Annotated in this window: 16 protein-coding genes; 4 read left to right on the top strand and 12 right to left on the bottom strand. The window is 70.7% G+C overall.

All coding sequences use genetic code 11. The features are described from left to right. Positions 1 to 45: 45 nt before the first annotated feature. Positions 46 to 207, bottom strand: a complete 162-nt coding sequence (locus tag F4560_RS09010; protein ID WP_156077218.1) for a thiazolylpeptide-type bacteriocin — start codon at positions 205 to 207, stop codon at positions 46 to 48. 329 nt (positions 208 to 536) lie between these two features. Here F4560_RS09010 and F4560_RS09005 point away from each other — a divergent pair, with 329 nt between their 5' ends. Continuing rightward, on the top strand, positions 537 to 1,322 hold the full coding sequence (locus tag F4560_RS09005) for an AfsR/SARP family transcriptional regulator (RefSeq protein WP_184918542.1): 786 nt from the start codon (positions 537 to 539) through the stop codon (positions 1,320 to 1,322). Between the two features lie 13 nt (positions 1,323 to 1,335). Here the strand turns inward: F4560_RS09005 and F4560_RS09000 are convergent, their stop codons facing one another. From F4560_RS09000 to F4560_RS08960, 9 genes are all read right to left on the bottom strand, one after another. Beyond that, a complete protein-coding gene (locus F4560_RS09000; protein ID WP_184918540.1) occupies positions 1,336 to 2,406 on the bottom strand; it encodes a DUF2332 domain-containing protein in 1,071 nt (356 codons plus the stop codon). Positions 2,407 to 2,525: 119 nt separating this feature from the next. Beyond that, a complete protein-coding gene (locus F4560_RS08995) occupies positions 2,526 to 3,179 on the bottom strand; it encodes a fasciclin domain-containing protein (protein WP_184918538.1) in 654 nt (217 codons plus the stop codon). Between the two features lie 128 nt (positions 3,180 to 3,307). Then, positions 3,308 to 4,966 (bottom strand): molybdopterin-dependent oxidoreductase, encoded by a 1,659-nt coding sequence (locus F4560_RS08990; protein ID WP_312868900.1) that lies wholly within the window; start codon positions 4,964 to 4,966, stop codon positions 3,308 to 3,310. Between the two features lie 94 nt (positions 4,967 to 5,060). After that, the gene (locus F4560_RS08985) at positions 5,061 to 5,867 is read right to left on the bottom strand and encodes an anti-sigma factor (RefSeq protein WP_184918536.1); all 807 of its coding nucleotides are present in this window, start codon (positions 5,865 to 5,867) and stop codon (positions 5,061 to 5,063) included. Beyond that, complete coding sequence (sigK, locus tag F4560_RS08980) at positions 5,864 to 6,469, bottom strand: ECF RNA polymerase sigma factor SigK (protein ID WP_184918534.1); 606 nt, start codon at positions 6,467 to 6,469, stop codon at positions 5,864 to 5,866. Before sigK ends, F4560_RS08985 begins: the two co-directional genes overlap by 4 nt. Before the next feature lie 87 nt (positions 6,470 to 6,556). Further along, positions 6,557 to 6,970 (bottom strand): DUF4383 domain-containing protein, encoded by a 414-nt coding sequence (locus F4560_RS08975; protein WP_184918532.1) that lies wholly within the window; start codon positions 6,968 to 6,970, stop codon positions 6,557 to 6,559. A 76-nt stretch (positions 6,971 to 7,046) separates the two neighbouring features. Continuing rightward, positions 7,047 to 7,511, bottom strand: coding sequence for a DUF8820 family protein (locus tag F4560_RS08970; protein WP_184918530.1), 465 nt, complete (start codon positions 7,509 to 7,511; stop codon positions 7,047 to 7,049). Positions 7,512 to 7,528: 17 nt separating this feature from the next. Next, the gene (locus F4560_RS08965) at positions 7,529 to 8,650 is read right to left on the bottom strand and encodes a DUF6745 domain-containing protein (protein WP_184918528.1); all 1,122 of its coding nucleotides are present in this window, start codon (positions 8,648 to 8,650) and stop codon (positions 7,529 to 7,531) included. Between the two features lie 205 nt (positions 8,651 to 8,855). Beyond that, positions 8,856 to 9,170 carry a DUF3027 domain-containing protein gene (locus F4560_RS08960; protein WP_184918526.1) on the bottom strand — a complete coding sequence of 105 codons (315 nt, stop codon included), beginning with the start codon at positions 9,168 to 9,170 and terminating at the stop codon, positions 8,856 to 8,858. Positions 9,171 to 9,211: 41 nt separating this feature from the next. Here F4560_RS08960 and F4560_RS08955 point away from each other — a divergent pair, with 41 nt between their 5' ends. Together F4560_RS08955 and F4560_RS08950 are read left to right on the top strand one after the other, a co-directional pair. After that, entirely contained in the window at positions 9,212 to 10,771 is a 1,560-nt protein-coding gene (locus tag F4560_RS08955; protein WP_184918524.1) for an SMI1/KNR4 family protein, read from the top strand. Positions 10,772 to 10,989: 218 nt separating this feature from the next. Next, positions 10,990 to 12,015 (top strand): TerC/Alx family metal homeostasis membrane protein, encoded by a 1,026-nt coding sequence (locus tag F4560_RS08950; protein WP_221484117.1) that lies wholly within the window; start codon positions 10,990 to 10,992, stop codon positions 12,013 to 12,015. Positions 12,016 to 12,172: 157 nt separating this feature from the next. On the opposite strand, the gene folE is transcribed toward F4560_RS08950, so the two are convergent. Both folE and F4560_RS08940 read right to left on the bottom strand, forming a co-directional pair. Continuing rightward, positions 12,173 to 12,718, bottom strand: a complete 546-nt coding sequence (gene folE / locus F4560_RS08945; protein ID WP_221484116.1) for a GTP cyclohydrolase I FolE — start codon at positions 12,716 to 12,718, stop codon at positions 12,173 to 12,175. A gap of 89 nt (positions 12,719 to 12,807) precedes the next feature. Further along, the gene (locus tag F4560_RS08940; RefSeq protein ID WP_184918518.1) at positions 12,808 to 13,245 is read right to left on the bottom strand and encodes a hypothetical protein; all 438 of its coding nucleotides are present in this window, start codon (positions 13,243 to 13,245) and stop codon (positions 12,808 to 12,810) included. A 77-nt stretch (positions 13,246 to 13,322) separates the two neighbouring features. On the opposite strand from F4560_RS08940, the gene F4560_RS08935 reads away from it, so the two are divergent. Next, complete coding sequence (locus tag F4560_RS08935) at positions 13,323 to 14,030, top strand: helix-turn-helix transcriptional regulator (protein ID WP_184918516.1); 708 nt, start codon at positions 13,323 to 13,325, stop codon at positions 14,028 to 14,030. Positions 14,031 to 14,143: the final 113 nt, after the last annotated feature.

Genomic DNA, 14,143 nt, shown 5'->3' with positions numbered 1-14,143 from the left:
GGGCCGGGGGCGTCCGCACGCGAACGCCCCCGGTTCGGCTCAGAACTACGCCGGCAGCTGCGGCACCTGGCAGCAACAGCACGAGGTGCTGCTGCACGAGCACGCCTGCGCCGAGGCGCCGGTCTCGGGCAGCGCGACGGCGTCACGCATCGCGGTGACGGCCAGGTCGCCGAGGTCGAGTTCCGAGTCGTCGAAGGTCAGGTCCATCGGTCACGTCCCTTCTGGAGAGGTGCGGCGGGACCGGTCGGCGCGCCGCGTCGGGTGGTGCTGATCAACCCGCCTGGGATCGTCCCCGGCCCCGCCGCGGCGACCGGACCGCACCGCGCGCGGTGCGGTTCCCCGAATCGGGATCGTGCGGGATCATCCGGTGCCTCCCCACGGTGCGGGCGTCGAGCCGCACGCTCCCACCTGCCGGTATACGTCCGGTATGCGTTGCGCCGTCCGGTGGTTCGCGGCATTCGGCCGCCCTCCGCACACCCGTCGCCACGACCTACCGTGTGCGGTGACTGATCGGGTTCGACGTGGGGAGATCCGGGGTGTCGATCCGTTCGACGTCGCAGGTGCGGCTGGAAGTCGACATCCGGCTGTTAGGAGGGCCCTCGGTGAGCGGGCCGAGGGCGGTCGACGTGGTGCCCGGCGGGGTGAAGACGCGGACGTTGCTGGTCGCGCTGGCGCTGGACGCCGGTGCGGCCGTGTCCACCGAACGCTTGATGGACTACCTGTGGGAGCGGGAACCGCCGCGCAGCGCGCTCAAGAACCTCCAGCTGTACGCGTCACGGCTGCGTCGCTGCCTGGACACCGCGAACGCCGGCCTCTCCCGCCTGCTGGCCCACGTCGGTCACGGCTACCGGCTGGACGTGCCCGCGCAGGACGTGGACGTGCTGTGCGCGGGCGGGTTGCTCCGCCGTGGGGTGGCCTGCCTGCGCCAGGGCGATCCGCTCAGTGCCGTCACGTCGTTGACCACCGCGCTGTCGCGGTGGCCGGTCGACGGGCTGGCCGGCTTGGTGCCCTCGGCTCCGGCCACGGCGGTGGTCGCGTTGTGGCGGGAACGCCGGATCGCCGCCGTGGAACACCTGGCGACCGCGAAGGTGGCGCTGGGGGCGTGGGAGGAGGCGGCCGACCTGCTGGCGCCGCACGCGTCCGCCCACCCCACCCGTGAGTCGTTGCAGGTGCTGCTGATGCGTGCGCTAGCCCACCTGGGCGACCGCGTCGGCGCGATCAACGTCTACCGGCGCCTGTGGCGGGTGCTGGACGCGGACCTGGGTATCAGGCCCGGCGGTGAGGCGCGTGCGGTGTTCGAGCGGTTGTCGAGCAACGCCTGACCGCGCCTAACGCCTAGTCCGCCAGCCACGCCAACAGGCGGCCCCGTGACCAGCAGCGGCCGACGGCCTCGGCGCGCATGGCCGACCCGTCGAACACCGCCAAGCCGATGATGCTGTGGCCGGAGGCGCGGCGGTCGCCGAACGTCGGGATGGACGGCGCGACTCCGACCCCTTCCACCGACACCCATGCCACCGCCCGGCCCGCTGCCGCTTCGTCCAGGCGGTGCAGAAAGCGCAGGCGGCTTTCGAGCGTGAAGCGGGACAGCGCCCACGTCGTGGTGACGACAGGCAGGACGTCCGAGGGCATCCGGGCGAAGGCGTCGGGCAGCACCTCGAGTGGGTCACCCCGCAGCAGCTGCGGTGGTGCCGTCGCCGCCAACGCCATCTCAGCGTCGAGCCGCGCGCGCCGTTCCGACAGGTCCGGCTGGTCCGGCCACAGGCATGCGCGCAGCCACCGGGCGTCGTCCGCGTCGGTCACGTCGACCGGATCGAGGTCCACGCCGATCCTGGCGACGACCTCGGGCATCGCTCGCGTCGGGATGGGCCGGTCCCCCACGACCGACGCCGACAGCTGCACGGGAGACGACGGGTCGCCCAGCGACTGCCCGTTGCCGTACGTGATGCCGACGCGATCGACGTTGAGGTTGAACCCGGCCGAGCAGCCCACGTCGATCAACCCGACCGCCTCCGCGCCCACCCGTCGTGCCACCTCGGCAATGGCCGGGTACAGCACGGCGGCGTGCCCGGCCTCGTCGGTCCGCGTCCGCCGGCGCACGGCGATGTCCACGACCGAGTCGGTCATCCTCAGCAACGTGTCGATCGCCGCACTGGCAGCAGCGTCGACGTCCCCGGCGGCATAGGCCGCGGCGAGCTCCGGGGCACGTCCGGCGAGGGCGAGGTCGTGCAGCGCGGCGAGGATCAGCGTGGGGTGCCGCTTGCGCGCCGGTGCCGCCTCGATCGCGCGCAACGCCTCCTCGGACTCGCTGAGGACGACGGCGACGCGCTCGTACAACGGCGATGTCCCGGCGGCGTCGACCTCGCCGAACTGCCGGTACACCTGAGCGAGCGTGCGGCCCTTGCCCATGCGAGATACCCCCCGGATCCACTCCACGACGGTCCTCCAGGCTAACCCCGCCCGACGACGAAGGGATCGCGGCCGCTGAGTGGGCCGCGATCCCTTCGCTGGGGAGGTGCGAGTGCGGGTCAGGAGGTGGGGATCATGACCTTGTCGATGACGAAGACGGTGGCGTTGGCGGTCGGGATGTTGCCGCACAGCACCTTCGCGCCGTTGACGGTCACGTTGTCACCCGAGCCCTCGACCTTCAACGTCCCGCCCTGCACGGTGGGCAGGCTGGCCGAGGACAGGATGCCGTCCTTGTCCATGCGCTGCGGCACGACGTGGTAGGTCAGGATGCCGGTCAGCTTCGCCTTGTCCGCCAGCACCGCGTTCAGCGTCTCCTGACCCAGGGCCTCGAACGCCGGGTCGTAGGGCGCGAAGACCGTGTACTTGGCGTCGGTCTTGTTCAACGTGTCCACCAGGCCCGCGGCCTGCACCGCGGCCACCAGCGTCTTCAGCAACGGGTTGTTGCTCGCCGCGGTCGCCACCGGGTCGTCGACCATCCCGTCGAGCGAACCCTCCGTGTCCTTCGGCAGACTCGCACAACCCGCGCCGAACACGTCCCCTGTCGTGGTGACACCGTCACTCATCGCCGCACTGGTCGTCGTGGTGGTGGTCGTGGTGGCAGCCGCCGAAGCCGGGGCGTCGGAGGCTGCTTGCCCACCGCTGCTACAGGCGGTGGCGGAGATCAAGGCGGCGGTGAGGACGCCGATCGCGGAGGCGAGCCGGGTGCTGCGCATGGAAGTCACTCCTTTGAGGACGGTTACCGGAACTGTGTTTCCCGGCTTGTCACAGGTGGTTCGACACAGGTGTCGCATCGGATTGGTGGATCGGGGAGAAAGTTGGCGCTGTTTCCGGACCGACCGTGTCAAGGCTGTGCGGTGAACACGATCGTGTGCCATCCGGAGGCGCCGTCCGGGATCGGCTCGGCCCGCTCGCTGGTCTGGGTGTAGCCGGTCCGGTCCGTTGCCCGCACTTCCAGGGTGTGCGAGCCGGTGGGCAGGTCCAGCTCGACGCGCCACATCCGCCAGGTGTCGATGTTGACCTCCTCGCTCAGCGTCGCGGCCTGCCAAGACCCGCCGTCGACGCGGACCTCGACCTTCTCGACGCCCCTTCGCTGCGCCCAGGCCACACCGGCGGCGACGAACTTCCCTGCGGGCACCCGTTCGAAGGCCTTGGGCCGGTCGACGCGGGACATGGTCTTGATCGGGGCGCGTTGCGCCCAGTCCCGCTTGACCCAGTACGAGTCGAAGTCGGCAAAAGTGGTCACTTCAGCGTCGACCAGCCACTTGGTCGCCGAGACGAACCCGTACAGGCCGGGGACGACCATGCGCACGGGGAAGCCGTGCTCGGCGGGGAGCGGTTCGCCGTTCATGCCGATGGCGAGCAACGCGTCGCTGCCGGGCTTCATGATGTCGTCGATGGGAGTGCCGCAGGTCCAACCGTCCACGCTGCGCGTAGCGAGCTGGTCCGCGCCGGGTCGGACGCCCGCCTCGGCGAGGATGTCGCTGAGGGACACACCGATGAAGTTCGTGGTGGAGATGTAGGGACCGCCGACCTCGTTGGACACGCAGCAGAGGCTGATCGTCTTCTCCACCAGTGGCCGGTTCAGCAGGTCGTCGTAGGTGAGCACGAGTTCGCGGTCCACCATGCCGTGCACGCGCAAGCGCCAGTCCTGCGCCCGCGTCTTCGGCACCGACAACGCGGTGTCCACGCGGTAGAAGTCGGCGTTCGAGGTCATGAAGGTCGGCGTTCCGTCACCGGCGAAGTCCGCGCCCGCCGGGATCGGCGGTGCGGTCACCCCGGGGGTCAGCCGGATGGAACGGCGGGAGGCCTCGACGTCGACCCGGCCGCCGATGAACTGCCCCGCCGCCGCGGTCGCTCCCGCGGCGGCTGCGACGGCGGTGGAGGTGATCAGGAAGCGGCGGCGTCCCAGGCCGGGGACAGCCCAGTCCACCGACCGCGTCGTCGCGGGTGTGTCCGTCGCGGGTGTGTCCGTCGCGGGTGTGTCCGTCGCGGGTGTGTCCGTCGCGGGTGTGTCCGTCGCGGGTGTGTCCGCAGTGTCCTCGACGGGCCGCGTTCCGCCCGCCGGCGAACGGCGCGCGAGCCGGTGCAGCCACCTGAAGACCACCACACCGACGACCAGACTGGCCAACGGCGCGAGCACGGCGATCGTGCCCAACGTGGGCCGCGCGAGCACCGCCGCGACACCGACGACGCCCAACCCGACGGCCAGGATCGTGCCCGGCGCCGGGCTGCGGCGGGACAGCAGTCCCGCGACGACCGCCGCGGCGGCGATGACGAACGCCATGCCCGCCAGCAGGACGAGCTTGTCGTCCTCGCCGAACGTGCGGATCGCGAAGTCCTTGACCGGGTGCGGTGTCAGGTCGATGGCGGTGTTGCCCACCGCCAGGAACGGAGAGGCGAACGGGTCGATGAGCGCGGCGACGAGGTGCCCGGCGGCCAACGCCGCCCCTACCGCGATCAGACCCGCCGCGGCGGCCGCCCACAGCGGCAGCCGCGGCACCCCGGGATCGGATTTCTGCCTGTGTGTGGTTGCGTTCACACCAGGTATTCGCCACCGATCGCCCAGCGGATTGCTCTTGCTCCCGTGCTGTTCCTCAGACGAGCGGGAGGACCACCACGGTCGGGGTCGTGGGTTGGGGGGACCCGCCCTGCGGCTCCACCGTGAGCCCCACGGCCTCCTTGCCGGTGAAACCGCCCGCCAGCAAGGGCTCGATCCGATCGTCGGAGGCCGTGAGCAGCCCGGCCGAACGTGGACCGTCGGGACCGATCAACCACATCTGGTAGGCGCGGTCCTCGGGCAGCCGCGCCAGGCCCTGGGCGAGGAACACCACCGCTCCCTCGGTCGAGGACGCGACGACCGTGCCCGTGCCGCCGCCGGCCACCTCACCGCGGACGAGCTTGGCGTCCGGCGCGGACAGCAGCTCGGCGACCCGGCTGTTCTGGGCGTTGGCCTGTTGCAGCGCATGCAGGTCCCGCTCAAGCCGGCGGTTCGTGTCCACGCCCTGGATGCCCAGCGTCACGGCGACCGCGATGCCCGCCGCGGCGGCGAGCGCGGCCGTCCGGCGCAACCACAGCTTCGGACCCGTAACTGCGGGCCGTTCGTCCGGTCGGGACCCGGTCTTCGTTCCGATGAACGTCGCGCCGCCGCCGGTCTCCGGCGGGAGCCGGCGCGTGTCGGCGACGGCGGCCAACACCCGGTCGCGGAGGTGCGCCGGAGGCTCGACGGTCGACGCGCCGGCCAGCAGCGCGGTGGTCTCGCGGAGTTCGGCGAGCTCCTGCGCGCAGTCCGAGCAGACCGCGAGGTGCTCCTCGAAGAGGCGGCGCTCTGCCTCGGAGACGGCGTCGAGCGCGTAGGCGCCGATCAGCGTGTGGGCTTCGGAGCGGGCGGTGTTGTCGGTCATCGGGTCACCCCCAGGCAGTCTCGGAGTCTGATCAGTCCGTCACGCATCCTGGTCTTCACCGTGCCCAGCGGGATGCCCAGCAAGGAGGCCGTCTCCGGGTAGGTGTAGCCCTGGAAGTAACCCAGCAGGATGGACTCCCGCTGCAACTCGGTCAACGCCGACAGGCACCGCTGCACCTGCCGGCGTTCGACCCGCGCGGCGACCTGCTCGCTGACCGCGTCGAACGGCGTCTCGACGTCACGGCGGGCGGCGAGGTCCTCTCTCCTGGTCGCCGCCTCCGCCGAGCGCACCCGGTCCACGGCGCGGCGGTGCGCCATCGTCATCACCCAGGCCAGGGCGCTGCCCCGTTGCGGGTCGTAGCGGCCGGCGGTGCGCCACACCTCGACCAGCACCTCCTGGGCGACCTCCTCCGACTGCGCGTGGTCCCGCAGGATCCGCACGATCAGGCCCAGCACCTTGCCCGCCACCACGTCGTACAACCGCTCGAACGCCTTCTCGTCACCGCGCGCGACCATGCACAGCAACGTCTCGGCCGTGGCGTCGCCGGTGTCACCGGCTCCGGCGGCCGAGACGGCTTGGAGCTTGCGCTCACGCCCTGCCATCGTGTCCCTTCCGATCGGCCGACTGCTCGTTCACGACATCGCGCTCGCGTGGACGGGCACTGTCCCGGCCACGCGCCGCGCTGCCCGTCACCTCGTGGCGTAGGCACCGCCCCGGCTGCGGTCCGCCGCCACACCGACGGCGATCAGCAGCAGCGCGCTGGCGAAGTGCAGGCCGTGGTCCGCGGCGTTGAGCGCCAGGACGTTCAGCTGCGAACCACCGATGACCAGGCCGAGGACACCTACCAGCAGGTACACCGCCCCGACCACGGTGTTCACCTTCTTCGACACCTCGTGCCCGAGGACCGCGCCGCCGATCAAGCCCGCGCCGACGAGCAGGTGCACGACGTTGTGCAGGCCGTTGACGGCGAAGACGCCGACCAGGTGACCGCCGTGGGAGCCGGCGAACGCGTGGTCACCGGACACGACGAACCCGAGCAGACCGACCAGGACGTACACCGCGCCGAACCCGAGACCGACCAGTTGGTTGACCGAGCGAGACATGATTTCCTCCGCAGGTGATTGTGCTGTCAGTCCTGCTTCGGCGCCGGTCGCGCGTCGGATTGGTCAGTCGAGCCGGCTAGTCGGCGACCAGCACGCTGCCGCTCCACCCGGAGGAGAACGACGTCCGTCGACGCACCGCCACGTGTTCACGCTGGCGGCGCACGAGCCAGCGGCCAGGCGCGATGCCGGTCGCGCCGTGCTCGGGGTGCACGAGGTAGACGGGCGCGGTGTTCTCCACGTAGGCCACGGCCAGGCCCAGCGGGTCCATCACGCTCGCGGTCCACCGGGCCGCGTTGCGATCGGCGGTGAGGGTGTGCGGGTTGCCTCCGGCGGCGCCGCGCACGAGTTCGACCCCCTCCGGCGGAACGTCCGCCAGCAGCGCGTGCACGTCGATCCGCACCACCGAGGACACCAGGTCGAACGGCAGCACGAGCACGTCGCCCTGGGCGTGGAGGCCGTCGACCACCGGGACCGACACCTCCCGTTCCAGGTGGTCGAGCACGTCGAGATTGGTCTTGTCGAGCAGTTCGAAGAGTTTCATCAGCACCTTTGGGGGGTTCAGGTTCGTCGGACGAGGAGGGCGTACTGGGTGCCCGTGAGGCCGTAGGTCCAGGCGGCGGCGTCCACGGGGTCGTCGAACCACGCGGGGACGCGCAGGCCGTACCTGCGGCGGGTGCCGTCACGTTCGACGGAACCGTTGACGGTCACGAGGAGGCGTTGACGCGCGCCCCACCCGGCCGGCTGGTCGTAGAGCCGGAGCTCGTGGCCGTGGTTGCCGGGGTCGGGCGCGGTGGCCACGAGTGCCAGGTCCGCGCCGTCGAGGAATCGCTGCCACCCCAGGCGTTCTACGGCGCAGCGGCGCACCTCGACGTTCCGCTCGGCCGCGATGCGCTCGTGGGTCGGGTCGTCGATCACCCACGCGGGCACGCGGGTGCCGTGCCAGAAGTGCAGCGCGAACCCGTCGCCGTAGGCCACCGCCGGCCCGTTCTCGTTGTGCAGGCGCGGTTCGTCGCCCGCTTCGAAGTGCGTCACGACAGGCCGTTCGGACACCACGCAGTGGCCTTCCCGTGGCCACCACCAGCCGCAGGAACGCGCGAGCACCGCCCACAGCTCCAACTCGGCCGAGTCCTCGTCCGTGAACGACAGTCCGCCGAGCAGCCGGTGCACCTCGAACCGTGCGATCCAGTCGACCTCGTGCTGGCCGTACCAGCACAACCCGACCGTCTCCCCCAGCTCGGCGCGCACGAACCTCACGACCCTGTCGCGCACCTGGCTCAGCAGCGGCGCCAGCAGGTGGGTTTCCGCGATGTAGGCCGGTGAATGCCCGGCGCGCAACGCGTCGAGAGCGTTCTCGGTCGACCAAGCGCTCCACTGACGGCTCGGCAACACCCCGTCCAACCGCCACCGCAACGCGCTCCACCGGTCGGCGATGTCGTTGGCGACATCGCGGGACAGGTCGCGCACGGGATGTCGGACCGGTCCAGGAGGCACCAGCCGAAGGGCCGCGCGGGGCGAGTCGACCCAGGTGAAGACGGGTGGCGGCCGGTCCGCGAGTTGGTAGAGCGCCGAGATCGCGGCCTCGGTGGCGGCACGGTCGGAAGGCCCGGTGGCCAGCCCGTGGGCCTGCCACGCGTCACGCAACGCGACGGCACGCCACCAACGCTCGGCGTCGATCGGCACTGCACGGGGAGGGGGGAACTCATGACGGGCAGCGCCACGCCGGCGCCGGCCGCTCACAGATCGAGGGCGTTCCCGCCCTTTCGAATCGACATGCCGGGATGATCGCACCACGCCCACCGATCGCGCAAGCTCCCACTCAGCAAACACTCCACTGTGGACAGTGCCACGGCCCGCCGAGGCTTGAGCCCTGGTCGGTCGCGCCGGCTCAGCCGAAGTCCTCCGGGATCAGCCACCGGCCCGCGTCGGCGAACACGTCACAGCCGTCGTGCTCGAACCGCACCCGCCCGTCGAACGGCGACAGCGCGTTCGCGCACACGCCGTAGTCGTGGCCGACGCGTCCTGCCAACGGGACCCAGAACCGACAACCACCACACTGCTCGCCGGCCCAGGACTCCTCGTACTCATGGCCGCCCCTCCCCCGGTTTCGGTCGCCGAGCCACCGCTCGTGGATCGAGTCCATCTCCGTCTCGTTGCGGGTCACGTGGTCGAACTCAGCTGTCATGTGGTCCACCCGCCGCATCTCACGTCTGGAATGGGTGTTTCGCCGGCAGACTGCCGCCCGTGGACGATCATCTCGAAGTGCTCGTCGGTGAACTCATGCGGATGGCACGGGGCACGCTGGGCCCGGAACGCGCCGGGACGTGGCAGATCCATGTCCCCGACCGCAGCATCCCGCACTTCCGCACCTGGCCGGACGGCGGGTTGCAGATCCCCGAAGCGCACACCGAGCCGTTCTCCCAGCTGCTGCAAGCACTGGACAAGGCGCTGCGGGCACCCGGCGACGACCGGACGCTGGTCTTGGAGGTGTCGGGCGACAGCCACGGCGGCACGGAGTTCCGGCACCTGTTCACGCCCGCCCCGGCGACGCTGGACACGGTCGTCCTCGACCCCGACTACCGACACCCGAACCACCCGTTGCAAGGGATGCCACGACCCGCAGCGGCACGGCCGACAGGTGAGCCGACCGATCCCGAAGTGCTGCGGCACGTCGGCGCGCTGGTCACGAGGTTCACCGACCACTACCGCCGGCAGACGGGGCGCGCACCGGAGTTCGGCACGCCGAGCACAGAGGCCGAACTGGCCGCCGCCGAGGACGAGATGGGCCTGCGACTGCCCGAGGACGTGCGGGCGCTGTACCGCGTCATCGGCGACGACATGCGGGAATCCCGCCTGCTGGGCCCCTTCAACCTCCTGCCGCTGCCGAGAGTCGTGTCCACTTATCTCGTGTCCGACTACCCCGGTGACACCCTCGGCGCCTGGGGCTGGACCGAGGAACTGTTCGCCCTGTCACGGGTCGTCCTGGAATCAGACCCGCCGGGCGCGGTGCGGGACGTGTCGCGCAACGACTGGTGGGTCGTGATCGCCGAGGACTTCGCCGGCAACGCGTGCGCCGTCGACCTCGATCCCGGCCCGGCCGGTCGCTCCGGGCAGCTGATCGTCCACGGCGCCGACTACTTCGGACCTGTCGGCCACATCGCGGAATCCCTGACCGCACGGCTGGAAGCGGTCGTCTCGAAGCTGGACGCCGGCGACGTCGAGTGGGACGGGCGTCCGCGCATGTCCCTGCCGGACGGGCCCGCCGAGCACGGAGCGACGGTCCTGATCGAGGACCGCGACCTCGCGGACTTGCTGGCCGAAATCCCCCACCGGGACACCGTGCAGGAACTGTTCCTCGCCGAGGGCCGAACGCTCGACCTGCGCGCCCTGACCGCCACCCCGCGCGTGCGGGCGCTGTTCGTGAACGGCGCCGACAGCGTGGACCTGCGGTTGCCGGAAAGCGTGCAGTGCCTGGACCTCAACGTCCGGGAAGCCGACCTGTCCGTCCTCAGAGGACACCCGAAGCTGTGGGACCTGACCGTGAAAGGCCTCCCTGTCACCATATCCGACCTTGCCGGGCTGCCCTCCTTGTCCTACCTGGACCTGTCCGAAGCCGATGTCGACGACGTCGGGGCGTTGGCCGATCTGGACGTGCGGGCGCTCACCCTGAACCCGGACCAGTGGCTGCGCCTCCAAGCCGCCGGACGGCTGCCGAAACGCCTGGCGGGCGCCCGGCGCACCGGCAGACCGGGCATCACCGAGTTCACCGACTGGTCGCGGTGGTTGTCGAACGCCGATCATTGACCGCCGGTCAGCGGGGGCGTGAGGCACGACCCGATCGAGCGACGCCCCTTTACCGACCCTTTACTCGACGGCGGTTCTGCCTGATACTGGGCCCCGAGGGGAGTACTTCCCAAGCGCCGACCCGGTCAATACGGACATCCCGTTCGGTGTCCCCGGGAGGCCGCCCGCCAGGGTGAAGGAGACCTCGAACATCGACTGTTCGAGGAGGTCTCGTGCCCCTGTCAGCGGCAGTGCCGGCGAGTTCGGTGGAATCCGTCGGGTCGCCGGGCTTGTGGTTGATCAGCATCATCGTCCTGGTGGCGCTCTTGGTCGCCGACTTCGCGGTCACCCACCGCCCGCACGAGGTGTCGATGCGGGAGGCCGCCGGCTGGTCGGTGTTCTACCTCGCCCTGCCGGTGGTGTTCGGGGCCTGGCTGTGGAACGCCTTCGGCAGCGACCGGGCGCTGGAGTTCATGACCGGGTTCGTGGTCGAGAAGTCCCTGTCGGTGGACAACCTGTTCGTGTTCATGCTGCTGCTCGCCGCCTTCGCCGTCCCGTCCGACGTGCAGCAACGCGTCCTGCTCTACGGCATCGTCGGCGCCCTCGTGCTGCGGGGCGTGTTCATCGCGGCCGGCGCGGCGATGCTGGCGGCCGGGACCTGGGCGTTCCTCGTGTTCGGCCTGATCCTGTTCGCCTCGGCGGTGAAGGTCCTCCACCACGCGATCACCGGCCTCGTGGTCGAGCCGGACGTCTCCCGGATGCGGTCGGTCCGGTTGTTGAGCCGGCTGATGCCGGTCACCGACCACTACCACGGCGCCCACGTGACCGTCCGTCAGCAGGGACGACGCGCGCTCACGCCGTTGGCGGTCGTGGTGGTGGCGGTCTTCGCCACCGACGTGGTGTTCGCCGTCGACTCGGTACCGGCGGTGTACGGCATCACCGAGGACCCGTACCTGGTGTTCGCCACGAACGCCTTCGCCCTGCTCGGGCTGCGCGCGCTGTACTTCGTGCTCCACACCGCGCTCGCCAAGCTCGTCCACCTCAACCACGGGCTGGCGATCATCCTCGCGTTCATCGGGGTGAAGCTGGTGCTGCACTGGGCGCACGGGATCTGGCCGGCCGTGCCGGAGATCCCCACGCCGGTCTCCCTCGCCGTGATCATCGTCGTGCTCGCGGTCGTGACGCTGACCAGCCTGACCAGCCTGCGACGTGCCGACGCTCGCACCCACCCTCCAGGCGACAAGACCACCTCACCACTGGACTGACCATGCTCTTCGAATGGCTCGTCGACGTGCTGATCACCGTTTTCATGACCGTGGTCGTCCTGGCCTCGCTGGTGATCACCTGCGCCGCCCTGCACCCACCACGCGGACCGCACGCCTGACGACGTCCGTTCCGGCAGGCCGGCGTCCCGGGATCCGCTCACCTCGAGACGCCGGCCATGGCCAGGAACTCCTGCCGCGTGCGCGCGTCGTCACGGAGCATGCCCAGCATGGCGGACGTGACGGTGCGCGAGCCGGTGGCGCGGACGCCACGCAATGACATGCACAGGTGCTCGGCTTCGATCACGACGCCGACACCCCTGGGCGCCAGGTGTTCCAGCAGCCAGTCCGCCACCTGCTTGGTCAGTCGTTCCTGCACCTGGAGGTCGCGGGCGAACAACTCGACCACGCGGGCGAGCTTCGAGAGGCCCAGGATGCGCTCCCCCGGCAGGTAACCCACGTGGGCGACACCGTGGAACGGCAGCAGGTGGTGCTCGCACAGCGATTGGACCGGGATGCCGCGAGCCAGAACGAGTTCGTCGTAGCCCTCGTCGTTCGGGAAGGTCGTCAGGTCGAACTCGCGCGGCGTGAGCATCTCCGCGTAGGCGTGGGCGACCCGCCTGGGCGTGTCGACCAGGTGGTCCGACCCCGGGTTCCGGCCGAGCGCGGTGAGCAGGTCGGCCACCGCCCGCTGTGCCGCTTCCAGGTCGACGCCGTCACGCCCGTGGACCGACTGGAGCCGTCGATGCGAGCCCGCGGGCGGAGCGTCGAGGGAGGTCTGTCGCGCGAGCCCGTTCACCCCGCGCTCCCACCGCGCGCCGGCGCGTACTTCGTGGCCAACCGGGCCAGTGCGACGGCGGCGACGAACAGGCCGAAGTCGCGCAGGGCCACGTCGTAGAAGGCCGGGATGGTCAGCAGGTTGACGATGATCCCGGCCAACCACACCGCGACGAGCAGCCCACCGAAGCGCGGCGCCACCGCCACCACGACGCCGGCCACGATCTCCACCACGCCCACGCCGTACATGGCCTGCTGCGCGGACCCGGGCAGGATCCCGTCGATCCACGGGGCCAGGTAGAGCGGCCAGTCCACGAGCAGGTTGGCGAACTTGTCGAGCCCGAACAGGACCGGCGCCACGGTGAACACGGTTCGCAGAAGAAGAAACGCCTGGTAGGCGGGGTCGGACCGCAACGCTCGACTGGCCGGCTGGACGCCGGACACCTCGGTGGCCATGGCTCCTCCTTCTATAGACAACTTCGGCTAACCTTAGAACGCAGCGCGAGATTTCGTCAACAGAAGTGGGTTTTAGAATGGGTGAGGCCGACCAGTCCATGGCGCACATCTCCGCCGTCGCGGCGCTCGACGAACCGACCCGCCGCCGGCTGTACGACTTCGTCGTGCGCCACCCCGCGCCGGCGAGCCGTGACGAGGTCGCCGAGGCCACCGGAGTACCGCGCACCACGGTCGCGTTCCACCTCGACCGGATGGTCGCCGAAGGACTGTTGGAAGTCGTCCACGAGCGGCGCACCGGCCGTACCGGTCCCGGCGCGGGCCGGCCGGCGAAGCTGTACCGGCGGTCCGCCGAACAGATCGCGGTCTCGCTGCCCGACCGGCACTACGAACTGGCCGGGCTCCTGCTGGCCGACGCCGTCGCCGAAGCCGAGACCTCCGGCGAACCGCCGCGCACCGTCCTGCACCGACGCGCCCGTGACGTCGGCAAGGACCTGGGTGAGACAGCCCGAGCCGCCACCCCGGCCACCGAGGACGGCCTGCTCACCGTGATGAGGGCGCTGGAGGACTTCGGGTTCGAGCCACGCGCCGACGATCCCGGCACCTCGATCGTCCTGGGCAACTGCCCCTTCCACAAACTGGCCCGGCAGCACACCGAGCTCGTGTGCGGCATGAACCTCTGCCTGCTCGACGGCCTGCTCGACGGGCTCGCCACGACCGGACTGACCGCCCGACTCGCCCCCGCGGCGGGCCATTGCTGCGTGCGCCTCGACCCGGCGACCAGGTAGCACCGACCTCGCACGGATCCCTGATCACGTCGCGGTCCGCGACGATCAGCTCGAAGGACGACATGGTCCCGGAAACACGTCCGGTCCCGCGGCAGGAGCACCGCGGGACCGGA

The organism is Saccharothrix ecbatanensis, assembly GCF_014205015.1.
Taxonomy (GTDB): Bacteria; Actinomycetota; Actinomycetes; order Mycobacteriales; family Pseudonocardiaceae; genus Actinosynnema; species Actinosynnema ecbatanense.
Note: the sequence above shows the minus strand (reverse complement) of the source record. Positions and strands in the feature narration are given on the sequence as shown.